The sequence below is a fragment of the Bacillus sp. FH genome, assembly GCF_052216825.1.
Lineage (GTDB): Bacteria > Bacillota > Bacilli > Bacillales > Bacillaceae_G > Bacillus_A > Bacillus_A paranthracis.
The window spans coordinates 1565803-1589971 of the sequence record NZ_JBQOUU010000001.1; the positions used below are offsets into that span (position 1 = coordinate 1565803).

The following is a 24169-nucleotide window of genomic DNA, read 5'->3' on the forward strand; positions in this document are numbered from 1 at the left end:
AAGATGCAATTCACCTTTTTTCATCCAATGCGCCTAATGGAATAAACGAGAACATCCATCCCATGAAATGAAGTTGTTTTCTCATAACTAAGCCCCGTTTTTCTAGCAACAAAGATTGAAGCGGGGTGATCCGGATTAATAAGAGAGATTAATTTATTCATTCGTAACGCTTGGAAGCCATAATCTCGAAATGCTGCCGCTGCTTCTTTCGCATACCCTTTTCCCCAATACTGAGGTAATAACCAATAACCAATTTCAATTTCCTCTTTTCCATCTATTTGCTGCTTTACTAATCCTGCATGACCAATTCGTATTCCCGTTTCCTTTTCAATCAATACAAATAAACCGAGACCGTTTTTATAGCTAGGAATCACCCACTCCTCCAAACTTTTTTTACACTGCATATATGTTTTTAACATCCCATTTCCAATATAGCGCATTACCTTCTCATTTCCCCATAGTGAAGCGTAGAACTGTAAATCATCCATTGTATATTTGCGAATTTGTAAACGATCTGTATGAAACATTTCTGCACTCCTTCCCACGAATTTGTACTTCATTACACGCTCACGTCTTGTATCCATACTAAATGTTACTATCTATTATAAATGAACTAACATTGAAATACAGAATATTCAATCTAAAAAGAATTAAAAAAGGCAGTAGACAAATATTGTCTACTGCATCCATATCATAACTAGCATAAAGAAAACTACAATTGAGGGGGGTGTAGGATTTTCAAATACACTAGATACTTATCCCGTTCTAACGGGCGGTAAACTTTCCAATTATATAAAAGTGAAAAGTTTACCGCACATAAGAACTTTGGCGGTCAGTAAGAAAGCACCGTTAAGTAGTCAAATACACGCTGTGCTTTTTCTCCACCCATTCGTGCATGTTGCAGAAGAGAAATACCATGTGGACCAGATGCACGTAATGCTTCTGGTTGTGCTACTAAAATAGCTTGTACAACTTCTAATTCCCCCAGCATAGCGGCCGCGAAAATATCCATTCGAGCACCCTTTTCTAATAAGTAAAGAGCAATATCTTTACGCCCTACATGTGCCGCTGCTCCTAACGCACTTTCCCAATCTGATCCACCCCAATTGTAAGAAGCATGAAGTAAACTTGGCGATTCAGCCAACAGTTCTTGTACTTTTTCTAAATCTCCGTGAGCTGCCATAACAAATTCCCTTACTAACTCAGTGGTAACACGTTCTTCTGTTCGCATTTTGCTCCTCCTTTTTTAGAAATTCGTTTCGGTGTAAAAAATGGCTTATCGCTTCCTTGAAAAATATCTACCTCTATGCCAAATACATGTTGAAACATTTCATGACATAACACTTCTTCTGGTATACCATCATACTGAAGCTTCCCTCGCTTTAATACGAGTAAACGATCACTATATTGAGCCGCTTGGTTAATATCATGTAAAACCATTATAATTGTCATGCCAAATTCCTCGTTTAGTCGTTTCACAAGTTCCATTACTTCCAACTGATGAACGATATCTAAAAAAGTTGTTGGCTCATCCAATAATAAGACATTCGTACGTTGTGCTAGCGTCATTGCAATCCAAGCGCGTTGTCTTTCCCCTCCTGATAAAGATTGTAAAAGACGATATTCATACCCTTCAAGATTTGTAACAGACAATGCCCAATCAACAATTTCTTCATCTTCTTTATTTAAGCGACCTCTCCATAACTTATGAGGGCCTCTTCCAAATTCGATTAATTCTTTCACTGTTAAATCTAATTGATGATCATGCATTTGTGGTAACATCGCTAATTGCTTCGCTACATCGGCACTTTTCATCGTATGAATACTTTTTCCATCTAAAACGATATCCCCTTCGCTTTGTTTAAGTAGTCTTGCTATTAAACGAAGCAACGTAGATTTCCCAGATCCATTCGGTCCAATCAAACTAACGACTTCTCCAGCTTTAATATGTACATTCATATTTTGCATTTGAAATCTTTCAGAATGTGCGTAAAACACTTTATTAACGGAAATCACGCTGTTTTCCCCCTCTATGAATTAAATATAAGAAGAACGGACCGCCTAAGAAGGATAATAAAATACCGACAGGCAATTCAATTGGATCAAACCAACTTCGAGCTATCGCATCCGCGAAAACAAGTAATATCCCTCCGCCAAGGCATGATAATGGCAGTAAATATTTATAGTCATTTCCAACTAATAAACGTAACATATGTGGTACGACAAGGCCGACAAATCCAATAAGACCAGAAACACTAACTGCTATTCCAGCTAATAATGTGCTTACTACTATTAAATAAAAACGACTTCTCTCCACGTTATGACCTAATAATTTCGCCATTTCATCTCCAAGCATTAATACTCGAATATGCTTGATACCGAAGAAGGCCAGTATAATAGCGAATATTGCATAATAAATAATCATGTTTAAATGTGCCCAACTTACACCGCCAATACCACCCGCTAACCACGGTAACACGGATTGTACTTTGTCACTATGTAATAACATTAATGCTGACGTCGCTGCACCTATTAATGCATTAATTGACACACCTACTAAGACAATTCTTGAAGGTGGCGCCCCTTTTTGCCATGATAAAGCATAAATGATCATCGCCGTTATGAAAGCTCCTAAAAACGCACCGAGTGGTAAAAACGCCATATGCTGAGGGAATAAAATCATAATTACAATTGCAACAAGGCCTGCTCCAGATGACACCCCGATAATACCAGGGTCTGCAAGAGGATTTCTCATCACCCCTTGCAGCATTGCGCCAGATGCAGCTAAACATGTTCCTACTATAAATCCAACGAGCACTCTTGGTATACGAAGGTCCCATACAATTCGATGAACTGTCGAACCTTCATCTTGTATCCCTGTTACAATATCTCGTAAAGAAAAGGATAGGCTTCCTGCGAAAAGACCGTAAAAAAGACATAAAACCGTTAATACAACTAAGGTAACTGCTATGATCCATCTTTTTTTCGCAAAAGGATGTTCCTTTTCCCTTACTACTTCACTACTTTCCATACTTATCATTTCCTTACATCTTGTATACTTTTATACATAAAGTCCATCGCTTCTGTAACTTTTGTTCCAGGATTTGATCCAAATAAGCCTGGTGGCAAAATAACTACGCGATTTTGTTTTACTGCATCTAAATTTTTCCACGCTTCATTTTTCATCATTTCACCTTCAAATGCTTTTTTAACGCTATTTGGATCTCCATGTGTAATTAAGTAAATCACATCAGGATTCGCCTCAATAATGCGTTCTACACTTAGCTGTGCATATTGCGGATATTCCTTCATTTCTGGAAAATCAGCGGCAATATTTTTCCCACCTGTTTTCTCTAAAATATCACCTGATAAAGAAGTTGGTAATGCTGCTAAATAAGTACCAGGTGCTCCATACACTAGCAATGCTTTCACATCACTCTTTTTCTCATATGTCTTCATTTGATTCGTAATTTTTTGGTTAAGTTCTTTTGCTTTATCTTCTTTTTTCATTATCGTTCCGTATAGTTCAATATTCTTTAGAATATCTTGTACAGAATTCGTAGAAGAAATCATTACTTTCGTTCCTTGCCCTTCAACCGTTGGAACATTCTTTTGGAACCCATTATTAGCAATAAGTACATCGGGCTTTAAGCTGGCAATTTGCTCAAAATTCGGCTGATGTGCATTTCCGATTACTTGTACTTTCTTTATATCCTCTGGAAGAGTTATTTTTGCATCCGGACGACCCACTATTTTTCCGCCTAAAGCATGAATAATATTCATGTCTCCCATACTTAATGTTGCAAAACTCTCTGGCACTTTATCGAATATTACCTTTCTTCCTGACAGGTCGGTAACTTCTATTTTCTCTTTTCCTTTTTCTGTTTTTGTTGCCGCTGCTTTTTCGTCTCCCTTTGCACTGCAACCTATTAATAAGAAAAAAATAGATAAAATCGCTGTAAATAGCGTAATAGATTTTTTCATTCTCCCACCTCTAATTGATAATGATAATCATTAACTACTATTCTACTTTAATTGATAAGGATTATCATTGTCAATATGAAACACATACATTTTCTAGAAAAAAACAAAAAGCGTTACAAAAAGATTCCTTCTTTTTGTAACGCACTATTTATCAATATTATTCACATTCGTTTCCCTCTAACTTGTCTCGCATCACTTTCACACGCTGAAAGAAAAAGAAAGATAAACTTAAAAATATAACGATGCTCCCCATCATAACAAAAAATTGTATCGTTTCTTTTGCTCCATTTGGAATCAATAAGCCAACCATTAACAATGTACTTACAGCGAGAAGAATTTGTCCGAACCGAGTATAATCTTCTATTTTCTCTTGTAATTCTTTCATTATATTCTCACTCCTCCATTTCACTGTATCATATTCTACTAAACTTAAAGACAAGTAAATACAGCCATTCTGGGAGATGTTTTCCAAAAGAAAAAGAGCCGCTTTATTGCGACTCTTTCATAACCATTACTCACCTTTATATGCTTTCATATAAATTTCTTTCAGCTCTGAAATGAGAGGTAATTTCGGATTAGCTGTTGTACATTGATCTTCAAAAGCTCTTTCTGCTAATAATCCAACAACCTCTTCAAATTGGTCTTTAGCAACTCCTTGTCCCGCAATACTCATATTTATATTTAAACTTTTTCCGAGATCAATAATTGCTTTGACGAGTGATTCTACACCTTCTGCCACCGAACTTGCTGGTAACCCGAGCATTCTCGCAATATGTGCATAGCGTTCATCAGCTACAAAATGCTCATATTTTGGGAACAATGCGTGTTTTCTTGGCTTAATAGCATTATAGCGAACTACGTGCGGCATAAGAATTGCATTCGCACGCCCATGCGGAATATGAAATTCTGGTCCAATTTTATGTGCTAAACTGTGATTAATACCTAGGAAAGCATTTGCAAATGCCATCCCTGCAATTGCAGAAGCATTATGCATTTTTTCTCGTGCTTCTTCATCATGTCCATCTTTAAATGCTCTTGGTAAATATTTAAATACGAGATCAATAGCCTTTAATGCTAATCCATCTGTATAGTCATTTGCTAAAACAGACACATACGCCTCGATTGCATGCGTTAATACGTCCATCCCAGTGTCTGCTGTTACATGTGGTGGTACTGTCATTACAAATTGTGGATCAACAATTGCTACATCTGGCGTTAATTCATAATCGGCAAGTGGATACTTTATATTATTTTTCTTATCTGTAATAACCGCAAATGGTGTCACTTCTGATCCTGTTCCAGATGTTGTTGGAATAGCAACAAACTGCGCCTTACTTCCTAATTCCGGATATTTACATGTACGTTTTCTTATATCTAAAAACTTCTGTTTAATTCCATAGAATGTTGTTTCTGGGTGCTCATAGAAAAGCCACATCCCTTTCGCTGCATCCATCGCTGAACCACCACCAAGTGCGATAATGACATCAGGCTGAAAACTTCTCATCATTTCCGCACCTTTAAACACAGTTTCATCTGACGGATCTGGCTCGACCTCAAAGAAAACTTCAACTTTCACATCATTTGCATGTTTACGTAAATAATGCGTAACCGTATCTACATATCCGTGCTCAACCATTCCTGGATCCGTTACAATAAACGCACGTGAAATGTTAGGCATATTTGCTAAATATGATGTCGCATGTTTTTCAAAATAAATTTTTGGTGGTAATTTGAACCACTGCATATTCTTTTTTCTATTTGCCAACCTTTTTATATTTAATAAGTGCGTCGCTGTTACGTTTTGAGAAACCGAGTTTTTCCCGTAGGAACCGCAGCCAAGCGTAAGTGATGGAATAAATCCATTATATATGTCACCGATTCCACCTTGTGATGAAGGGGCATTTATAATAAGGCGGCAAGCTTTCATACGTAATCCAAATTGCTTTTGCACTTCTTTATTTACAGAATGGATAACTGCTGAATGTCCTAAACCACCGAGGTTTAACATTTCTTCACAATATGTAAACCCTTCTTCTAATGAATTTGCTTTTACACAAGCTAATACTGGACTTAACTTCTCACGAGATAGTGGATATGCGGCTCCGATGCCTTGTATTTCAGCTACAAGCATTTTTGTATTTTTAGGTACAGTAATTCCAACTAATTCGGCAATATACTGTGCGGATTTCCCTACAATATCACTATTTACTGCACATGTATTTTCATTAATAACAAGCTTTTCTAATTTACTTCTCTCTTCCTCGGTTACAAAATAACAATCATTTGCAATCATTTCTGTTTTCACATCATCATAAATTTCCTTGTCTACAATAATTGCTTGTTCTGATGCACAAATCATACCATTATCAAATGTTTTAGATAAAATCAAATCATTAACCGCTCGTTTTATATGCGCTGATTTCTCTATATAACATGGTACATTACCAGGACCTACACCTAGCGCTGGTTTTCCAGTAGAATAAGCTGATTTCACCATACCAGCCCCTCCAGTTGCCAAAACAAGAGCAACACCTTCATGGTTCATTAATTGTTTCGTTGCTTCGACAGAAGGCTTTTCAATCCACTGTATACAATGTTTTGGTGCCCCCGCCTTCACCGCTGCATCATATACTGTTTTTGCGGCTGCAATAGAACAGTTTTGTGCTGAAGGATGAAATGCGAAAATAATTGGATTTCTCGTTTTTATCGCGATTAATGCTTTAAACATTGTTGTCGATGTTGGATTCGTTACTGGTGTTACCCCAGCTACTACACCGACGGGCTCCGCAATTTCTATTATTTCTTCATGAGGATCTTCGTGAATAATCCCTACTGTTTTATCTTTCTTTATGCTATGCCAAATATATTCAGTAGCAAAAATATTTTTAATACATTTATCTTCGTATACACCACGACCTGTTTCTTCAACAGCCAACTTCGCAAGCGGCATATGTTGATCAACACCTGCTAATGCCATTTCATGAACAATGTTGTCAATTTGCTCTTGTGTAAAACTTTCTAATGCTTGTAAAGCTCTCTGACCGTTATTCACTAACATATCAATCATCTCTTTTACTTCCTGCATTTCATTTACAACTTTCTCTTTGACTACCATGTAAATTCCTCCTATTCTGCTATCTTGGACTAAATAAGACCCTACAGGTCATAATTAGTCCTGATTAGCGCAAAAAAAATAGAATTGCTTTCCTACATGAACCTCATTGTTTGTGAAACATTTCACAAGTTTGTTCGTGGGTAACACTTCATGAACTTAATATACATGAATTTATTTTATTTGTGTTTGTCTAATTTGTGAAATATTTCACAAATTAATATAGTAAAAATGCACTGCCTATACTAGCAGTGCATTTTTACTATGCTAACGCTTGTGCTAAATCTTCAATTAAATCTTCTCCGTCTTCAATACCGACAGAAATTCGAATTAATGTATCTGTAATTCCTAATTCTTTGCGACGATCTGCTGGGATTGATGCATGCGTCATTTGAGATGGGATAGAAATTAAACTTTCTACTGCTCCTAAACTTTCAGCCAGTGTAAAGTATTGTAATCTCTCAAGTACTTTATTTAATGTTTCTTCGCTATCTACATCAAATGAGATAATCGCACCAAATCCATTTGCTTGTTCTGTTGCTAATTTATGGTTTTGATGTGACTCAAGGCCTGGATAATATACTTTATTCACTTTTGGATGATTATTTAAAAACTCAGCAATTGCGCGTGAATTCGTTTCATGCTCTTCCATTCGAATTCCTAATGTTTTTAAACCACGAAGTAGTAAGAAACTATCTTGCGGGCCAAGAATGCCTCCTGTTGAGTTTTGTACGAAGTGAAGGTCTTCTGCTAATTGCGGACTATTTACAACTACTAAACCTGCAACTACGTCACTATGACCTCCTAAATATTTCGTTGCACTATGAAGTACAATGTCTGCTCCTAAAGAAATCGGCGACTGCCAATATGGCGTCATGAATGTGTTATCAATAATTGTTAATAAATCTTTCTCTTTAGCAAGAGTAGATATTTTTTTAATATCAGTAATTTTTAGTAACGGATTCGTTGGTGTTTCTACATAAATCGCTTTCGTATTTGGACGAATCGCTTCTTCAACTTCCTCTAAGTTTGTTGTATCTACAAATGTATGCTCAATACCGAAGCGGTTTAACACTTTCGTAATCACGCGGTACGTTCCGCCATACACATCATCTGTTAAAATAACGTGGTCACCTTTTGAAAACAACATAATTGTAGCTGTAATAGCCGCCATTCCTGAACCAAATGCGAAACCAGCATGGCCGTTTTCTAATACCGCAATCATTTCTTCTAAAGCTGCACGTGTTGGGTTTCCTGTACGTGAATATTCATATCCTTGATGCTTACCAACTGCTTCTTGTTTGTACGTACTCGTTTGATAAATCGGTACATTTACAGATCCAGTTGAAGGTTCTCCTATGCGAATACCATGAATTAACTTTGTCTTTGCTCTCATTTTTTATTCCCATCCTTTGTATATGTCTTTACTTAAATAGCGCTCACTACTATCAGGAAAAATCGTTACGATATTTGTACCTGGCGCCGCTTTCTCTGCTTCAAGTAAACTTGCATGAAATGCTGCTCCTGAAGAGCTCCCAACAAGAAGTCCTTCTTTTTGCGCTAATTCTTTCACTCGTAAAAATGCATTTTGATCAGAAATCGTATGAATTTCATCAAAATAAGATGTTTTCAAAAATGGCGGGATGAATTCAAGGCCAATCCCTTCTGTTTCATGTGAGCCAGCTTTACCACCATTTAAAATAGATCCTTCTGGTTCCACAATAACCGTTTTTATATCTACATTTTTTTCTTTTAAATAAGATGCAGTCCCCATAAACGTACCGCCAGTTCCTGCTCCAGCAACAAATATGTTAATCTCTCCATTAAGTGCCGACCAAAGTTCAGGTCCTAATGTTTTAAAATATGCACGAGGATTTGCCTCATTTGCGAACTGACTTGGAGAGTATGAATTCGGTATCTCATTTACTAACTCTTTTGCTTTTGCAATTGCACCGGTCATTCCTTGCTCAGTCGGCGTATGCACGACCGTTGCGCCTAGTGCTTTCATTAATTCTTGTTTTTCAATGCTAAATTTCTCTGGTACACAAACGATAACGTGTAAATCATGTTGTAACGCTGCGAGTGCCAGTCCAATACCAGTATTTCCAGCTGTCGGTTCAATAATTGTTCCGCCCTCTGTAACAAGCCCTTTTTCTAGCGCATCTTCGATTAATTCTCTTCCTAATCGGTCCTTAACGCTTCCGCCTGGGTTATAAAATTCAAGCTTTGCAAATAAACGGACCCCTTCTGGAAGTGAAAAACGAGTAATTTCCACAATTGGTGTATGACCAATTAACTCATGAACTCCACGATATACATTCATCGTGTTCTCCCCCTTATTTGCCAATAAAGAAAAGGCAACTGTATGTATTTTCTTTATATGAGACAGTTGCCTTTTTGTTACATTACTTTAACTCTTCTAATACTTTTACGATAAAGTTTGTAGAATGAAGAGCTGCTTGATCTAAAAATTGATCAAATGAAACATTTGATTCTTTACCAGCAATATCAGAAAGTGCACGAATGATAACAAACGGAACTTCATATTGGTGGCATACTTGTGCAACAGCTGCTGCTTCCATTTCTACTGCATAAAGGTTTTCAAATTTATCACGAATGGCTGCAACTCGGTTCGGATCACTCATAAATGAATCACCTGTTGCAATCATACCTTTTACAACTTGAATATTTTCTTCTGCCTGCATACATTTTTCAGCTAATGCAACTAATGCTTCATCAGCTTTAAATCCAGGCGGCATTCCTGGTACTTGACCATACTCATAGTTAAATGCTGTTACATCTACGTCATGGTGACGAACTTCTGTTGAAATAACGACATCCCCAACATTTAGAGAATGATGGAATCCACCAGCTGAACCAGTATTAATGACTTTTTCAGGCTTATATCTTTCTAATAAAATTGTCGTTGACATCGCTGCATTTACTTTACCAATACCAGACTTTAACAAGATTACTTCATGTCCTGCTAATTGCCCTTTCGTAAATTCACAACCCGCAACCGTTTCTGTTTCTGCTTGTTCTAATTTATCACGTAAAATACGTACTTCTTCTTCCATTGCTCCAATTACAGCAATTCTCAATCTAATCCCTCTTTCTATTGCTTAGTTGCCTCCATTACCCACACGAAATGATTTAATCTCGTAAACGTTACATGGAAGCCATTGTTTTCAAAAATAGTCTGCATAACTGGAATACGTGTATAGTATTCCGTTTGCAAATCGTTTGCTAACTGATGAAAACCTCTTTGTTTTGCTGCTTCAACAGTTTTATCATATGCATCTTGATCTGCAAATATCGTATCAGCAAACACTATTTTACCACCTTTGTTTAGCAATTGACTATACTTCGCAATCGCTACATTTTTTTCATCATCTGTTAAATGATGAAATGCATAGGTGCTTACTATGGTATCAATGGAATTCGGGACTTCAAACGAAAGAAAATCACCTTCTGTAATGGAAAACTCTTTTGGCAATTTCTCTTTTGCAATCATGCGCATTTCACGTGACGGTTCTATACCGTAAACTGTGCGGCCAGCAAGTAATAATTTATTTGTTAAATTACCTGTACCGACACCAAATTCTAATACGTTACCAAATGACTTGTTAACTACATCCTCTAGAATGTCCTCATAATGGGCGAAAACTTCTTTATATTGTATATCTTCGCCTTGTACAAATGAGTCGTACGTATGAGCCCACTCATCAAATAAACCATTAAATTCTGTACCCATAAAAATTCCCCTTTTTCTTATCGGTTTTATCAGTATGATATTCCCTCTTTCTAAAAATGTCAATTGAAATGTACATGGTATTTCCTTCTTTTCTTTGTTACACTATAGTTGATTACATAGGAGAGGGGCCGTCTTCATGTCATTTACCTTTGAAATGTTAGAAGATAAAGTAGAATTTTTTGAAGCGGGAGACTTAGCTTCTTTAGAACGTAAAATCAGTGAACAAATCGATAATAATAAAGCACTTATGCTTGAAGTTCATCACATCTCGCATCAAATGGTTATGGATCCTGAAAGTAAAAGACCATATTATAGCGCGGTTGTTCATTTTAAATTAAAGAAATTACGCTAACTAAAAAAGAGAAGCTCCTAAGGAGCTTCTCTTTTTTAGTTTAGAGTTTGAACAAGTACTGGTTTCCAGCCTTCATTGTCTACCCAATCAATATTTACATAATATCTTTTACCTGTTTGTTTATCTTGTACGTTACCGTAAGCTTTATTCTTACCGTTATTTCCGATTCGATGAATAATTAATTGCTCTACTGGAACGTCAATTGCAGCTGAAATCGCTTGATTCATCTCATTCCAATCTGCTGTACCTTTTTTAAACGTCATCGCAGGTGTTGCACCTTGCTCTGTGCCTACTGGCTTCCAAGAAGGTTTCGTATAAGCGTCAGTTGCCTTCGGCTGTGTTTTTTCAGCTGGTACTTTCTCGTTAGCTTTTGCTTCTTCTTCAGCTTTTTTCTGTTCTTCTTCAGCCTTTAGCTTCTCTTCTTCTTCTTTCTTCTTAGCCTCTGTTTTCTCTTGTTCATTCTTCTTCGTCTCTTCTTTGCCTTTAGCTTTCTCAGACTTATTCTCTTTCGTTGTTTGCTGAGCTACCTTTTTATCGCTAGAAGACGCTTGCTCTTTCGTGTCAGGAACAAACAATTGATATGCTACAATAGCTACTGCTACTAGTACAATAGCGATTGCAATATTTAAAACACCGTTTTGACGACGTTTTTGTTGTTTCTGTTGGAATCTAGATCCTCCTGCCATTCTTCAAACCTCCATGCAGTTTTTCATACTTGCTATTGTAACATTAAATCTAGAAAGGTTGAACATTTACAATAATATTTTCATGAAATGAAAACATTTTACTATGAATTGCAAGATTACTTTTCATTCTCTAATTGATAGATTGATTCTACGATTGCTTTAAAAATAGGTGTAACTGCATTTACATTGCTACTCGTTTCTATATCCACGACAACTAAAGCATATCTTGGATTTTCATATGGAAAATAACCTGCAAACCAACGATTCTCTTTCGTTCCTTTTCCTGTTTGTGCTGTCCCAGATTTTCCAGCGACACTTAGTGGTAACGACTTGAATGCTGCTCCTGTGCCTTTCTCCGTTGTTACAACGCTCCTTAATAACTGTTGTAATGTTTTCACTGTTTCATATGAAAGCTGTTTCCCCCCTAATGTATGGTCTTCAAATGTATAAAAATCCGTTCCATTTTTGTACATTATTTTTTCAACAGCTTTCACTTCCATCTTTTCTCCACCTCTAGCAATCGTCGCCATCATATTTGCAATCGCTAGAGGTGACATACGTACATCTTTCTGTCCAATTGCTGTTTGCGCTACCGCTTTTTTACTATTCTTATTTCCTTCACTCTCCCAAATCGTAACACTTTTCTCCTCTGGCATTTGCTCAAAATGAGTTGTATGAAATACAGAACCTCTCCATCCAACCTTCTCAGCGCCTCCTAAAGCCTCTACATAAGTTTCTAACACCATCTTATCCTTTTGTATTAGCTCATTTCCTAACTCTGAAAATGTCCTGTTACAGCTTCTAGCAAAGCTCTCTTTAAAACTAAGTGTCCCCATCCTAACTTGTGGGTGATCTTCACCATATAAATCTTTATTACAATTAAATACGCGATTAAAAACATTTTCATTTTGATCAATCGCTGCGGCCGCAATTATTGTTTTAAAAACAGAACCGGGAAAGTGTGGTGTTAACATTTGATTTTCAAGTGTAGTTTTATATAAACTCTCATCTTTCACCTGTACAGATGGTTTGCTAACCATTGCTAAAATTTCATTTTTCTTTACATCAAGTAGCACTACTCCTCCCTTCTTAATTTCACTTGCTTCAACTACTTCTTCTGCTTTTTTCTGTAACTCGTTATGTAAAGTAGTTTGAATCGTCACTGGATAAAACGGATTTCCAGGCGATGTATATTTCGCTTGTTTTCCAAAAATCGGTTCTCCTTGCCGGTCCACTTGATACAATACTTTTGCCTCTCCATCGGTCAAAAGAAATTCATCAAATGATTGCTGCAATCCTGAAATGCCAATCGGTGTTTGTTTTGAAATTTTTCTAACTTCTCCGTATCGTTTTTGAAATTCTCGTTCATTCTCACCCACATCACCAATTAAATGATTCACCACGCTAGTTTGCCGCAAACGAACTTCAGCTGCTACAATGCCTAATACATTTAATTGATTCACCTTCTCCATCTGCTCTCGTTCCAAGCGAAGTGGTTCATTTCCTCTTTGCAGGATAAATGCACTTTTCTTATGTTTCATTTGACTTTCAATCTCTTGTCTCGACATACCAATGATATGCGCAATTTTCTCCAACATGTTATTTTTTAATTGTAGAAATGGAAAAACAATTAAAACAGGATACTTTTTCTCACCTATCTCCTTACCATTACGATCTATAAAATGGCCGCGTCCATCATCTACCGTAATGGATTGCGTCCGTTGTGTAACACTTTTTTCAATTAAGTTAATCTTACGATCCGTAAATGATTCCGTATCGATAATTTGTATTTGAATTAAACGACAAAGTAACATAAACATGACACATATAAAACAAATTAAAACAATTGTAATTCTCCGTTTTATTTCCATAAAAAAACACCTCGTCTAGTATAGTTTGGACGGAGTGTTTCATCTTTTATACAAATAAAAAAATCACTCGCTTTTACACGAGTGATTTTTAATTATTTTACAGAGATAATCTCTACTTGCATTTCTCCACCTGGAGTTTGGATTGCTACCTTCTCGCCAATTTGCTTACCTAATAAGCTTTTTGCGATTGGAGAATCGTTAGAAATTCTTCCTTCAAATGGATCTGCTTCTGCGCTACCTACGATTGTGTAAGCTTCTTCATCTCCATCTGGTAGTTCTTTAAATGTTACTGTTTTACCTAATGTAACAACTGTAGATTCTTCACCGTTATCTGTGATGATAACTGCGTTACGAATCATGTTTTCTAATTGTGTAATACGTCCTTCTACGAACGCTTGCTCATCTTTCGCTGCATCATACTCAGAGTTCTCAGAAAGATCTCCGAAGCTACGTGCAATCTTAATGCGCTCTACAACTTCTTTACGTTTTACCGTTTTTAAATCCTCAAGTTCATTCTCTAGCTTTTGCTTACCCTCTTGCGTCATAGGGTATGTTTTTTCTGTTGCCATATTTTCCACTCCTTTTATATACCAATCCCCCGAAAAAAAGAGGAGTTCCATATGAAAACTCCCCCGCTTATATGTAAAGCGGAGGTTTCTAGCACGCCTGTACTAGCGGAGTTGTCACATACAACCCCGTATTCCCAATTCTTCTTTATATAAAGAAGATATGTATGGAAAGTTGATATAAATATGCCCTCACCTATATATAGATGAGGTTGCATGTTTCATTGTATTCGATAGGAAGGGAAAAAATCCCTTCCTACCGTATATCTTTTACTATGCTATTACAAATTTACTTTTTGTTCAAGAATTGTTGCAATTTTTGTAACCATAATATCAATTGCAACGTGGTTTTGTCCACCTTCAGGGATAATAATATCCGCAAATTTCTTAGAAGGCTCAATAAATTGATTGTGCATTGGACGTACAACATTTACATATTGATCAATAACTGAATCCATCGTACGACCACGTTCTTTAATATCACGTTGCATGCGGCGCAGGATACGAAGGTCAGCATCTGTATCAACGAATAACTTAATGTCCATTAACTCACAAAGACGTGGGTCTTCTAAAATAAGAATTCCTTCTAAAATGATTACATCTTTCGGCTCAACTGGAATAATTTCATCTGAACGCGTATGCAATGTATAGTCATATACAGGTTTCTCTACTTGTTTATATGCAAGCAACTGCTGCAAATGTTCAATTAACAAATCATTATCAAACGCTAATGGATGATCATAATTTGTTTTTAAACGTTCTTCCATTGGTAAATGGCTTTGATCTTTGTAATAATAATCTTGCTCTAAGATTAAAATGGAATGACCTTTAAAATGGTCAAAAATCGCTTTCGTTACACTTGTCTTACCTGACCCTGAACCACCAGCAATTCCAATTACAACAGGCTTATTCGTCCCCATTCGACTATCACTCTTTCTTATTGAAGTATGCTTTTGCGCATCATATTATTCACATACACTGGTTGATCCACTTTGAATTTCACGATCTGCAACGGATGTCTCGCTGCATCTAATTCGTTTCCATCCTCATCCCAAATTTTCTCCACCGTCTGCGTAAAGTTTTCTATTTCTGGTCCAAAGAACTCCACTTCATGTCCTGGTTTGAAATGATTACGTTGCTCAATCGTTACGATGCCCGTTTCTTCATTATAATCTAACACTAAACCAGCGAAATCATACGTTGTTTTCTTACTATGATTTCCAAACATTTGCTCTTGATGTCCTGGAACCCCTTCAAAGAATGCAGGAGCTGTATCGCGATTTGCACATTTATCAAGCTCATCTAACCATTCTTGTTTAAACTCAAAGTTATCAGGATCCGCACAATATGCATCAATTACTTTACGATATACTGTCGCTACAGTAGCTACGTAATGGATTGATTTCATACGTCCTTCAACTTTTAAGCTATCAATTCCAATTTCAATCATTTTCGGAATTGATAAAATTAAATTTAAGTCTTTTGGACTCATTGCAAAGTGAGCATCTTCTTCTTGGAATAGAGGAAGCTCTTTTGCATCTTTATGTTGTGATACTGTTTGAACTAAATCATAGTCCCAGCGACAAGATTGACAACAACCACCACGGTTAGAGTCACGCGCTGTCATATGGTTACTTAGCGTACATCTTCCTGAATATGCGATACACATTGCACCATGGACGAATGCTTCAATTTCAATATCCACTTTTTCTTTAATCTCTTTCATTTCTTCATAGCTTGCTTCACGAGCTAATACAAGACGATGTAAACCTTCTTCTTTCCAATACTGTGCTGCTTTCCAGTTGGATAGTGATTGCTGTGTGCTTAAATGCACCTCAACAGAAGGCGCTACACGTTTACAAGTCTCAATGATAAGCGGATCAGCAACGATAATTCCCGTTACGCCAGCTTTTTCAATCCCTTTTAAATATTCCTCTAGCCCGTCCATATTTTCATTATGTGCAAAGATATTTGTTGTTACATATATTTTTGCTCCATATTTCTTTGCAAATTCCACACCTTCTGCCATTTCTTCCAGTGTAAAGTTACCTGCATTCGAACGAAGACCAAATTCTTGTCCACCTAAATATACAGCATCTGCCCCGTAATGGATAGCTACTTTTAATTTTTCTAAGTTACCCGCAGGGATTAACAGTTCAGGTTTCTTCACAATAACGCGTTTGCCATCGATCACTCGTGAAATTTCTTGTACAGTCATTTCCTACACCCTCCTCGTTTAGTAAACCGTCTCTTTAAAGAAGAATCCTGTATCTAACGGACGATTCACCGGTTGCATTTCTTCTATCTCTTTATATAAGTCGTCTTTCACGTCGTAATACGCATCACGATCTTCTACACATAAATCAATTGCTTTACGATATTTCTTCGTTACCTCAATAATGTATGCAGAGCTTTTTAGTACACCATCAACTTTTAAGCTATCAATTTCAGCATCAATTAGCTCTTCTAACTCATCAATGAAACAAATATCATTTGGACTCATAATGTGAGTACCATTTTCATCTTCATAAATTGGATATTTATTGTTACGCTCTGGGTCATATAAGAACATATTCTCTTCATATTTTTTCTTTTCAATGTCAAGATGACGTCCTTGATACTCAAAGTAGTTTCCTACTAGCGAACGCTTCGACTGGAACATACAAGTCATACCGTGAATTTGCACTTCAAGTTCCACTTCAGCATTTTCTTTTAATTCAACAATTTCATCTAAGCTAAGCTCGCGAGCTAATACAGCACGTTTTGCTCCTCTTTGTCCCCAGTAGTTACAAGTAAACCAGTTTGTTGCTGTTGTTTCTGTATTCCAGTGCAATTGCATATTTGGCGCTACTTCGCGAACCGCCATTAATACTGCTGGATCTCCGAAAACAATTGCATCTACATGTACTTCGTTTAAAAATGCAACATAGTCTGTTAATTCTTCTACTTTATCGTTGTGGAACATAGCGTTCATTGCTACGTATACTTTTACACCATTTTCATGTGCAATCTTCACAGCTTGTTTCACATCTTCACGTGAAAATTCCCCTGCTAAACGTAAACCAAACTTTTGCTCACCGATCATTACCGCATCTGCTCCTGCTTTCGCAAGAGGTTCGATATCCGCCACTGCTTTTGGTGTTACTAACAATTCTGGTTTCTTCATACCTTGGTCACCCTTTCTTTTTACTAACAGCTACTCCATCACCAATTGGGAAAATCGTTGTATCATATCCTTCATGGTTCATAAGCCATTCATTGTACGTCTTAATACGACGGATTAAACCACGTGTACGTCTGTTTTCAATTTTCTCTTTCGTCGTTACAAGGCCATGGTACATAACATTATCTGAAATAATTACGCCACCAGGATTTAATAACGGTTCATATAAGTCAAAAAAGCGACGATATTGTCCTTTTGCTGCGTCAATAAAAATAACGTCAAATGTTCCATGTTCTTCTACTTGCTCGCCTGTTTCTAACGCATCACCGTAAATAACGGAAATACGTTCTTTAACTGGTGAACGTTCTATATATTCAAGTGCTTTTTCATATCGATCGCGATTGCGCTCAACTGTCACAATGCGAGAATTTGGAATAGCTTGCATCATACGAATACTAGAATAGCCAATTGCTGTACCTAGCTCTAAAATGCTCTTCGGTCCAATTAAACGTAAAAATTGCAACATAAATTCCATTCCAAGTCGATCCATAATTGGCACATGATTTTCTTTCGCATAGTCTTCCATTTCAAGAATTAATTTATCTTTCGGATCAATAAATGATAATAGGTACTCGTTAACTGCATCCTCCATAATGGTCCTCCTTATTTACATGGAGAAGTGCCTCTATGACGTCTTTTCACACATAGAATGCAATAAAAATACAAGCCAGCTTTATCCTTAGCTTGTACGTCCCGTTTTGATATTAAAAACGATTCTTCTGCCAGTTTTTAACCCGATATATTTTACCACAAAAAAGAGGGATGTGCGACCTTTTTCGCTATCCCTCCCCATTTCACTGCTTTTTCGTAATATATTTTTGCTTTAGTGCATTATGCTCTTCCAATGTTTTCGCATAGTACACTTCACCAGTTGGTGCAGCTAAGAAATAATAATAATCTGTTTGCGCAGGCTCTAGCGCTGCTTCCACTGAATGTTTACCAGAGTTTGCAATCGGGCCCACCGGCAATCCTTTCACAACGTACGTATTGTACGGTGAGTTTATCTTTAAATCTTCGTATAATACACGTTGTTTATGCTTTCCAAGTGCATATAATACCGTTGGATCCGTTTGAAGCGGCATACCTTTCGCTAAACGATTATAAAAGACACTAGAGATCTTTTGACGATCTGTAAAGCCTGTTGCCTCTTCTTCAATAAGTGAAGACAATGTTAAAAGCTGATGCACATCCCAGTTTTTCGCTTTCATTTTTGCTTCGTTTTGAACAATGATTGCATTCGTTTTCTCAAGCATTTGGATAACAATTTCTTCTAAAGTTGTATCTTTTTTATAGAAAGAGTACGTCGCAGGATATAAATAACCTTCTAATGGATATTTAATATTGCTATCAAAGATTTTATCCGTTAACAGCTTGGGATACTTTTGCTGCATTTTTTGAATAAATGCTTTATCGTTTAATTGACGTACAACATCATCTTTATTCCACTTTAATTCGTTTGCAACCGTTTCTGCAATTTCAGTTACTTGTGCCCCTTCTTTTACCGTCACTTTATAAAGAGCTGGACGATGTACATTACCAGATGACATTTGCTCAATAACATCTTTTGCACTCATTGAAGGATTTAATAAATATGTACCCGCTTGTAAATTTTTAGATTTAGCCTTTGTATAAAAACTAAAAACTGTACCGTTTTTCACAGCACCTTTTTCTTCTAAAATCTCACCAATTTTACTAGTAGATGATCCCTTTGGAATTTCTACTTCAATCTCTTTTTTATTCCCGCTATCAACCGGTCCTAATGCGGATGAAATATACGCATAGACTGAACCACAAACTAAAAGCAGTGCAATTATCGAGAATAAAAAAATGCGTCTACGCTTCTTTTTCACTTGATTCTCTACCAAAACTCTTCCTCCTTATTCAATTGTAGGCCATATGTACATCTTTCTATACAAAACGATGAAAAATCACAATAAACTTACCTATCATTTTGACAGATACTTTATTTTTCTACAATCCGTCTCATTATACTACAAAGGATTACGCAGTTTCGACAAAAAATCTTTCATTTTACATATAAAAAAAGGTGGACTATATATCGTCCACCTTTTCAGTACTTATTATTCAGCTTCTTGCTCATCAGCTAGAGTGTTGAACATTTCTTGTACCATTTCCCACTCTTCTTCAGATTCGATTGGAAGTAAAGTTCCGCCCTCTTCTTCATTTTGCTCATAAGCCATTGCATCGTAAATTTGGTCTCCATCTTCGTCTACTTCACCGATTGGAGAGAAGACTACGTATGATTTTTTGCCAAATTTTTCAGCGTCAAAAGTGAAAATAATTTCACATAAATGTTCGTTACCTTTTTCGTCTACAATTGTAATTTGATTTTCTTCCATTTTGGTCACCTCTTATTTACTATCTAAAAATCCTTGTAAGATTACGACTGCAGCCATCTTATCAATTACTTGCTTTCGCTTCTTACGGCTTACATCGGCTGAAATGAGTAGACGTTCCGCTGCCATCGTTGACAAACGCTCGTCCCACATTACAACGTCTAATTGTAACAGCTCTCGTAGGTTTTCTGCAAATTGTTGGCACGCTTCACCACGCGGGCCAATTGTACCATTCATATTTTTAGGTAAACCTACTACTATCTTGTCCACATCATACTGCTTTACTAACTCAGAAATACGATCAAAACCAAAGTGACCTCGTTCTTCGTTAATCTTAATTGTTTCTAACCCTTGTGCTGTCCAGCCCATTTCGTCGCTAATTGCAACTCCGACTGTTTTTGTACCTACATCTAAACCTAATATCCGCATAAACTACTCCTCACGATGATGTTTCAAGTAAGACTTCACAAGCTCTTCAATTAATTCATCACGTTCAAGCTTGCGAATGATGCTACGTGCATCTTTATGGCGAGGTATGTATGCTGGGTCTCCACTTAATAAATAACCGACGATTTGGTTAATCGGATTATAGCCTTTTTCTTGAAGTGCATCATACACAGTTAAAAGTACATCATTTACATGGACACTCTGTTTTTCATCTTGAATGCTAAACTTCATTGTTTTATCAAAACCGTCCATTTCAAGCACCTCACTTATATAGTAAGTATAGGGAGAAGAACTTCTCCTCTCCCTACCATTGTACACTACTATCTCTTTATTTTGAAACAGATTTAACGTACTCTTGTACAAATGCTAAAGCTTCCTCAACTTGCGCTGGGTTTTTACCGCCTGCTTGTGCCATATCAGGACGGCCACCACCGCCACCGCCACAACGAGAAGCTACTTCTTTCACAAGTTTACCAGCATGGTAACCTTGGCTAATTAAATCTTTCGTTACGCCAGCTAAGATGTTTACTTTGTCATCATTTACAGACGCTAATACGACAACCGCAGATTCTAATTTATTTTTCAGATCATCCATCATCGTACGTAAGTTATTCATATCTGCAACATTTACTTTCGCTGCTAATACGTTCACGCCATCAACTGTCATTACAGAATCAGTTAAGTTTCCAGCTTCGATATTGCTTAATTTCGCAGCAAGAGATTCATTTTCTTTTTGCAATTGTTTCACTTCAGCAAATAGACCATCAACTCTTGTTAAAATGTCTTTTGGATTTGTTTTCATTTTTCCAGCTGCTTCTTTTAATAAACCTACTTGATCGTTCATTAATTCATAAGCAGACTTACCAGTTACTGCTTCAATACGACGAGTTCCTGCACCGATACCAGACTCAGCAACGATTTTGAAAATACCGATAGAAGCTGTATTATCAACGTGACAACCACCACAAAGCTCTAAGCTGTAATCGCCAACTTGTACAACGCGTACAACATCTCCGTATTTTTCACCGAATAATGCCATTGCGCCCATTTCTTTCGCTTCTTCGATTGCTTTTTGAGAAATCTCAACATCAATACTTTCCCAAATTTTCTCGTTTACGATACGCTCAATTTTTTCTAATTCGTCAGTTTGTACTTGACCGAAGTGAGAGAAGTCAAAGCGTAGACGTTCAGAAGTTACAAGAGAACCCGCTTGGTTAACATGTGTTCCAAGTACGTCTTTTAATGCTTGGTGTAGTAAGTGAGTTGCTGTATGGTTCTTCACAACGCTACTACGGTTTTTCGTATCGATAATAGCTTTTACAGCCGCATCTTTCGTTAATGTACCTTCTTCAACTACAACTTTGTGCAAGTTTTGGCCGTTTGGTGCTTTTTGTACGTCTTTTACAAGAACTTTCACGCCATCAGCAAGAAGATAACCACGGTCTGCAATTTGTCCACCGCTCTCAGCATAGAATGGTGTTACATCAAGCATTAATTGTCCTTCTTCACCAACTTGTAAGCTGTCTGTGTATTCACCGTTTTTCACAAGTGCAACAACATTACTTTCTGTTGCAACTGTACCGTAACCAACGAACTCGCTCGCTACTTTCACTTCTCCAAGGACACCGCCTTGAACTTGCATAGAATCAACATCTTGACGAGCAGCACGTGCGCGCTCACGTTGTTTTTCCATTTCATTTTCAAAACCTTCATGATCAACAGTCATACCAGCTTCTTCTGCATATTCTTCTGTTAATTCAATTGGGAAACCGTATGTGTCATATAGACGGAACGCATCTACTCCAGAAATAACCGTTGTTTTTTCTTCTTTCGCTTTTGCGATAACTTCAGCTAAAATTGCTTCACCATCATGAAGTGTTTCGTGGAAACGCTCTTCTTCATTTTTCACAACTTTTGCAATGAAATCTTTCTTTTCAAGTACTTCTGGATAGAAGTCTTTCATTACTTCTCCAACAACCGGTACTAATTCAAACATGAATGGACGGTTGATGTTTAATTTCTTCGAATAACGAACCGCACGGCGTAATAAACGACGTAATACATAACCACGGCCTTCGTTAGATGGAAGAGCACCGTCACCAACAGCGAATGTTACTGTACGGATATGGTCAGCGATTACTTTAAACGCCATATCTTTTTCTAAGTCACCATTACGATATTTCTCACCAGAGATTGTTTCTGTTGCACCAATCATCGGCATGAATAAGTCTGTGTCAAAGTTTGTAGGCACATCTTGAACGATAGATGTCATACGCTCTAGACCCATCCCTGTATCGATGTTTTTCTTAGGAAGTGGTGTATATGAACCGTCTGGATTATGGTTAAATTGAGAGAATACAAGGTTCCATACTTCTAAGTAACGCTCGTTTTCTCCGCCTGGATATAATTCCGGGTCACTAAAGTCATTACCGTACGCTTCTCCGCGGTCATAGAAAATCTCTGTATTCGGTCCACTTGGTCCTTCACCGATATCCCAGAAGTTCTCTTCTAAGCGGATGATGCGCTCTTTTGGAACACCCATTTTCTCATTCCAAATTGTGAATGCTTCTTCATCTTCTGGATGAATTGTAACGGATAGTAATTCTTTATCGAATCCAATCCATTTGTCGCTCGTTAAAAATTCCCAAGCCCAAGTAATTGCTTCTTCTTTGAAGTAATCACCGATTGAGAAGTTTCCTAACATTTCAAAGAATGTATGGTGACGAGCTGTTTTCCCTACGTTTTCAATATCGTTTGTACGAATTGATTTTTGAGCATTTGTAATACGTGGATTTTGCGGGATTACACGTCCATCAAAGTATTTTTTTAATGTTGCTACACCACTGTTAATCCATAGAAGAGATGGATCTTCATGTGGAACTAGTGATGCACTAGGTTCTACTGCATGTCCTTTTTCTTGGAAAAAGTCTAAAAACATTTGACGAATTTGTGCGCCTGTTAGTTGTTTCATTGTATTTTCCTCCTTAAATATAAAAAACTCCCGCCCCTATAAAAGGGACGAGAGTTAGCTCGCGATACCACCCTAATTATGAATTGATTGCTATAACAATCAATTCATCACCTCATGGTGCCGTAACGTGGCAAGACGGCAGTGATTAGCTGCTCTCAGGATTAGCTTTCTGTTACCCTTCATTTAAAGCTTCTTTCAGCCATATGGAAGCTTCTCTCTATAAATGGACTGTAACGTACTTGTTCCGTCATTGATTTAATGTATTATATGACTAAATATAATAGAATTCTCTTAAGTTTGTCAATGTAGATAATCATTTATATTATATCAATTGCTTATTAATCATAGCTATTCTACTATTCATTCTTAACAGCCTTTTCATATATTATGCATGTATTAATAAATTGCACTACTTCTACGAACTTTTCTGAACATTGTTTTTTTGTTATAATTAAATTATCAATAATAAAGGAGCGATTATAATGACAACCTTATTGAACGAAGCTAAAAATATGTTAACGACTGATGAAACAATATTATTTTACACAGCATGTTCACTAGAAATATTTATTTATCGTTCCGTCGCAAGGCCAGGATTGCTAATTTTAACGGACAAACGGCTCTTCTTTTATGGACCAGATGTAAGTAAGAACCCTTTATTTGAAGAGTACTCTTTCGCAAAAATTTCAAATTTAAAAGAGCAAAAGCGGCTTTTCAGCAATCAAATTGTATTTATGTATGATAATGAATGGAAAAAAATAAAACATATTCAAACAAATGATGTAAGCTCTCTCGTTCAAAAAATAAACGAGCAACTCTCTAAATAATGATAGCCCTCTACTTTTA

The 24169-nt window shown here is 36.9% G+C and carries 25 protein-coding genes and 1 other annotated feature; of the genes, 2 read left to right on the forward strand and 23 right to left on the reverse strand.

Features of this window, described 5'->3' with window-relative positions; translation table 11 throughout:
* Positions 1-20 precede the first annotated feature (20 nt).
* The 11 genes from ACTT1L_RS08345 to ACTT1L_RS08395 all read right to left on the reverse strand — a co-directional run bounded on the left by ACTT1L_RS08345 (position 21) and on the right by ACTT1L_RS08395 (position 10850).
* Positions 21-560 carry a GNAT family N-acetyltransferase gene (locus tag ACTT1L_RS08345; protein WP_442821965.1) on the reverse strand — a complete coding sequence of 180 codons (540 nt, stop codon included), beginning with the start codon at positions 558-560 and terminating at the stop codon, positions 21-23.
* A gap of 272 nt (positions 561-832) precedes the next feature.
* Positions 833-1231 (reverse strand): ankyrin repeat domain-containing protein, encoded by a 399-nt coding sequence (locus ACTT1L_RS08350; RefSeq protein WP_001258470.1) that lies wholly within the window; start codon positions 1229-1231, stop codon positions 833-835.
* Positions 1198-2016, reverse strand: coding sequence for an ABC transporter ATP-binding protein (locus ACTT1L_RS08355; RefSeq protein ID WP_000626533.1), 819 nt, complete (start codon positions 2014-2016; stop codon positions 1198-1200). The genes ACTT1L_RS08350 and ACTT1L_RS08355 overlap by 34 nt, the downstream gene beginning before the upstream one ends.
* Positions 2003-3031, reverse strand: a complete 1029-nt coding sequence (locus ACTT1L_RS08360) for a FecCD family ABC transporter permease (RefSeq protein WP_000445967.1) — start codon at positions 3029-3031, stop codon at positions 2003-2005. The genes ACTT1L_RS08355 and ACTT1L_RS08360 overlap by 14 nt, the downstream gene beginning before the upstream one ends.
* Before the next feature lie 5 nt (positions 3032-3036).
* Positions 3037-3984: a helical backbone metal receptor gene (locus tag ACTT1L_RS08365; protein WP_061132125.1), complete on the reverse strand. Its 948-nt coding sequence runs from the start codon at positions 3982-3984 to the stop codon at positions 3037-3039.
* Positions 3985-4141: 157 nt separating this feature from the next.
* Entirely contained in the window at positions 4142-4369 is a 228-nt protein-coding gene (locus ACTT1L_RS08370) for a YrhC family protein (RefSeq protein WP_000661441.1), read from the reverse strand.
* Positions 4370-4495: 126 nt separating this feature from the next.
* Positions 4496-7099: a bifunctional acetaldehyde-CoA/alcohol dehydrogenase gene (adhE, locus tag ACTT1L_RS08375; protein ID WP_076873208.1), complete on the reverse strand. Its 2604-nt coding sequence runs from the start codon at positions 7097-7099 to the stop codon at positions 4496-4498.
* Between the two features lie 259 nt (positions 7100-7358).
* Positions 7359-8492, reverse strand: a complete 1134-nt coding sequence (locus ACTT1L_RS08380; RefSeq protein WP_001201911.1) for a bifunctional cystathionine gamma-lyase/homocysteine desulfhydrase — start codon at positions 8490-8492, stop codon at positions 7359-7361.
* A gap of 3 nt (positions 8493-8495) precedes the next feature.
* Complete coding sequence (locus ACTT1L_RS08385) at positions 8496-9419, reverse strand: O-acetylserine dependent cystathionine beta-synthase (protein ID WP_001103856.1); 924 nt, start codon at positions 9417-9419, stop codon at positions 8496-8498.
* Between the two features lie 82 nt (positions 9420-9501).
* On the reverse strand, positions 9502-10197 hold the full coding sequence (mtnN, locus tag ACTT1L_RS08390; protein ID WP_001217039.1) for a 5'-methylthioadenosine/S-adenosylhomocysteine nucleosidase: 696 nt from the start codon (positions 10195-10197) through the stop codon (positions 9502-9504).
* Between the two features lie 14 nt (positions 10198-10211).
* Positions 10212-10850 (reverse strand): class I SAM-dependent methyltransferase, encoded by a 639-nt coding sequence (locus tag ACTT1L_RS08395; protein ID WP_000536319.1) that lies wholly within the window; start codon positions 10848-10850, stop codon positions 10212-10214.
* 136 nt (positions 10851-10986) lie between these two features.
* Between ACTT1L_RS08395 and ACTT1L_RS08400 the strand changes: the two genes are divergently transcribed.
* A complete protein-coding gene (locus tag ACTT1L_RS08400; protein WP_000010984.1) occupies positions 10987-11202 on the forward strand; it encodes a YrzA family protein in 216 nt (71 codons plus the stop codon).
* A 35-nt stretch (positions 11203-11237) separates the two neighbouring features.
* On the opposite strand, the gene ACTT1L_RS08405 is transcribed toward ACTT1L_RS08400, so the two are convergent.
* The 12 genes from ACTT1L_RS08405 to alaS all read right to left on the reverse strand — a co-directional run bounded on the left by ACTT1L_RS08405 (position 11238) and on the right by alaS (position 23323).
* Positions 11238-11888 carry a YrrS family protein gene (locus ACTT1L_RS08405; protein ID WP_000897107.1) on the reverse strand — a complete coding sequence of 217 codons (651 nt, stop codon included), beginning with the start codon at positions 11886-11888 and terminating at the stop codon, positions 11238-11240.
* Between the two features lie 116 nt (positions 11889-12004).
* Entirely contained in the window at positions 12005-13759 is a 1755-nt protein-coding gene (locus ACTT1L_RS08410) for a peptidoglycan D,D-transpeptidase FtsI family protein (protein WP_048557576.1), read from the reverse strand.
* Between the two features lie 92 nt (positions 13760-13851).
* A complete protein-coding gene (gene greA, locus ACTT1L_RS08415; protein ID WP_000179963.1) occupies positions 13852-14328 on the reverse strand; it encodes a transcription elongation factor GreA in 477 nt (158 codons plus the stop codon).
* Positions 14329-14606: 278 nt separating this feature from the next.
* Positions 14607-15245, reverse strand: coding sequence for a uridine kinase (gene udk, locus ACTT1L_RS08420; protein ID WP_000537087.1), 639 nt, complete (start codon positions 15243-15245; stop codon positions 14607-14609).
* Between the two features lie 17 nt (positions 15246-15262).
* On the reverse strand, positions 15263-16543 hold the full coding sequence (locus tag ACTT1L_RS08425; RefSeq protein ID WP_000217969.1) for a peptidase U32 family protein: 1281 nt from the start codon (positions 16541-16543) through the stop codon (positions 15263-15265).
* 18 nt (positions 16544-16561) lie between these two features.
* Positions 16562-17491 carry a peptidase U32 family protein gene (locus tag ACTT1L_RS08430; RefSeq protein ID WP_000742781.1) on the reverse strand — a complete coding sequence of 310 codons (930 nt, stop codon included), beginning with the start codon at positions 17489-17491 and terminating at the stop codon, positions 16562-16564.
* A gap of 7 nt (positions 17492-17498) precedes the next feature.
* On the reverse strand, positions 17499-18140 hold the full coding sequence (locus ACTT1L_RS08435; protein WP_000389089.1) for an O-methyltransferase: 642 nt from the start codon (positions 18138-18140) through the stop codon (positions 17499-17501).
* A 202-nt stretch (positions 18141-18342) separates the two neighbouring features.
* Positions 18343-19413, reverse strand: a complete 1071-nt coding sequence (gene mltG, locus ACTT1L_RS08440) for an endolytic transglycosylase MltG (protein WP_000230081.1) — start codon at positions 19411-19413, stop codon at positions 18343-18345.
* A 216-nt stretch (positions 19414-19629) separates the two neighbouring features.
* Positions 19630-19908 carry a DUF1292 domain-containing protein gene (locus tag ACTT1L_RS08445; RefSeq protein ID WP_000392247.1) on the reverse strand — a complete coding sequence of 93 codons (279 nt, stop codon included), beginning with the start codon at positions 19906-19908 and terminating at the stop codon, positions 19630-19632.
* Positions 19909-19920: 12 nt separating this feature from the next.
* Complete coding sequence (ruvX, locus tag ACTT1L_RS08450) at positions 19921-20334, reverse strand: Holliday junction resolvase RuvX (RefSeq protein ID WP_001221191.1); 414 nt, start codon at positions 20332-20334, stop codon at positions 19921-19923.
* A gap of 3 nt (positions 20335-20337) precedes the next feature.
* A complete protein-coding gene (locus ACTT1L_RS08455; RefSeq protein WP_000348590.1) occupies positions 20338-20604 on the reverse strand; it encodes an IreB family regulatory phosphoprotein in 267 nt (88 codons plus the stop codon).
* Positions 20605-20680: 76 nt separating this feature from the next.
* On the reverse strand, positions 20681-23323 hold the full coding sequence (gene alaS / locus ACTT1L_RS08460; RefSeq protein WP_000811837.1) for an alanine--tRNA ligase: 2643 nt from the start codon (positions 23321-23323) through the stop codon (positions 20681-20683).
* Positions 23324-23363: 40 nt separating this feature from the next.
* Positions 23364-23583 (reverse strand) — a binding site (T-box leader).
* A 222-nt stretch (positions 23584-23805) separates the two neighbouring features.
* Between alaS and ACTT1L_RS08465 the strand changes: the two genes are divergently transcribed.
* Positions 23806-24150, forward strand: a complete 345-nt coding sequence (locus ACTT1L_RS08465; protein ID WP_076873210.1) for a PH domain-containing protein — start codon at positions 23806-23808, stop codon at positions 24148-24150.
* Positions 24151-24169 lie beyond the last annotated feature (19 nt).

What these genes read in the sequence shown, in the direction of transcription:
- ACTT1L_RS08345 (WP_442821965.1), bottom strand. Translation starts at nt 560, where the DNA reads ATGAAGTACAAATTCGTGGGAAGGAGTGCAGAAATGTTTCATACAGAT.
- ACTT1L_RS08350 (WP_001258470.1), bottom strand. Translation starts at nt 1,231, where the DNA reads ATGCGAACAGAAGAACGTGTTACCACTGAGTTAGTAAGGGAATTTGTT.
- ACTT1L_RS08360 (WP_000445967.1), bottom strand. Translation starts at nt 3,031, where the DNA reads ATGGAAAGTAGTGAAGTAGTAAGGGAAAAGGAACATCCTTTTGCGAAA.
- ACTT1L_RS08365 (WP_061132125.1), bottom strand. Translation starts at nt 3,984, where the DNA reads ATGAAAAAATCTATTACGCTATTTACAGCGATTTTATCTATTTTTTTC.
- ACTT1L_RS08370 (WP_000661441.1), bottom strand. Translation starts at nt 4,369, where the DNA reads ATGAAAGAATTACAAGAGAAAATAGAAGATTATACTCGGTTCGGACAA.
- adhE (WP_076873208.1), bottom strand. Translation starts at nt 7,099, where the DNA reads ATGGTAGTCAAAGAGAAAGTTGTAAATGAAATGCAGGAAGTAAAAGAG.
- ACTT1L_RS08380 (WP_001201911.1), bottom strand. Translation starts at nt 8,492, where the DNA reads ATGAGAGCAAAGACAAAGTTAATTCATGGTATTCGCATAGGAGAACCT.
- ACTT1L_RS08385 (WP_001103856.1), bottom strand. Translation starts at nt 9,419, where the DNA reads ATGAATGTATATCGTGGAGTTCATGAGTTAATTGGTCATACACCAATT.
- ACTT1L_RS08395 (WP_000536319.1), bottom strand. Translation starts at nt 10,850, where the DNA reads ATGGGTACAGAATTTAATGGTTTATTTGATGAGTGGGCTCATACGTAC.
- ACTT1L_RS08400 (WP_000010984.1), top strand. Translation starts at nt 10,987, where the DNA reads ATGTCATTTACCTTTGAAATGTTAGAAGATAAAGTAGAATTTTTTGAA.
- ACTT1L_RS08405 (WP_000897107.1), bottom strand. Translation starts at nt 11,888, where the DNA reads ATGGCAGGAGGATCTAGATTCCAACAGAAACAACAAAAACGTCGTCAA.
- ACTT1L_RS08410 (WP_048557576.1), bottom strand. Translation starts at nt 13,759, where the DNA reads ATGGAAATAAAACGGAGAATTACAATTGTTTTAATTTGTTTTATATGT.
- greA (WP_000179963.1), bottom strand. Translation starts at nt 14,328, where the DNA reads ATGGCAACAGAAAAAACATACCCTATGACGCAAGAGGGTAAGCAAAAG.
- udk (WP_000537087.1), bottom strand. Translation starts at nt 15,245, where the DNA reads ATGGGGACGAATAAGCCTGTTGTAATTGGAATTGCTGGTGGTTCAGGG.
- ACTT1L_RS08425 (WP_000217969.1), bottom strand. Translation starts at nt 16,543, where the DNA reads ATGACTGTACAAGAAATTTCACGAGTGATCGATGGCAAACGCGTTATT.
- ACTT1L_RS08430 (WP_000742781.1), bottom strand. Translation starts at nt 17,491, where the DNA reads ATGAAGAAACCAGAATTGTTAGTAACACCAAAAGCAGTGGCGGATATC.
- ACTT1L_RS08435 (WP_000389089.1), bottom strand. Translation starts at nt 18,140, where the DNA reads ATGGAGGATGCAGTTAACGAGTACCTATTATCATTTATTGATCCGAAA.
- ACTT1L_RS08445 (WP_000392247.1), bottom strand. Translation starts at nt 19,908, where the DNA reads ATGGAAGAAAATCAAATTACAATTGTAGACGAAAAAGGTAACGAACAT.
- ruvX (WP_001221191.1), bottom strand. Translation starts at nt 20,334, where the DNA reads ATGCGGATATTAGGTTTAGATGTAGGTACAAAAACAGTCGGAGTTGCA.
- ACTT1L_RS08455 (WP_000348590.1), bottom strand. Translation starts at nt 20,604, where the DNA reads ATGGACGGTTTTGATAAAACAATGAAGTTTAGCATTCAAGATGAAAAA.
- alaS (WP_000811837.1), bottom strand. Translation starts at nt 23,323, where the DNA reads ATGAAACAACTAACAGGCGCACAAATTCGTCAAATGTTTTTAGACTTT.
- ACTT1L_RS08465 (WP_076873210.1), top strand. Translation starts at nt 23,806, where the DNA reads ATGACAACCTTATTGAACGAAGCTAAAAATATGTTAACGACTGATGAA.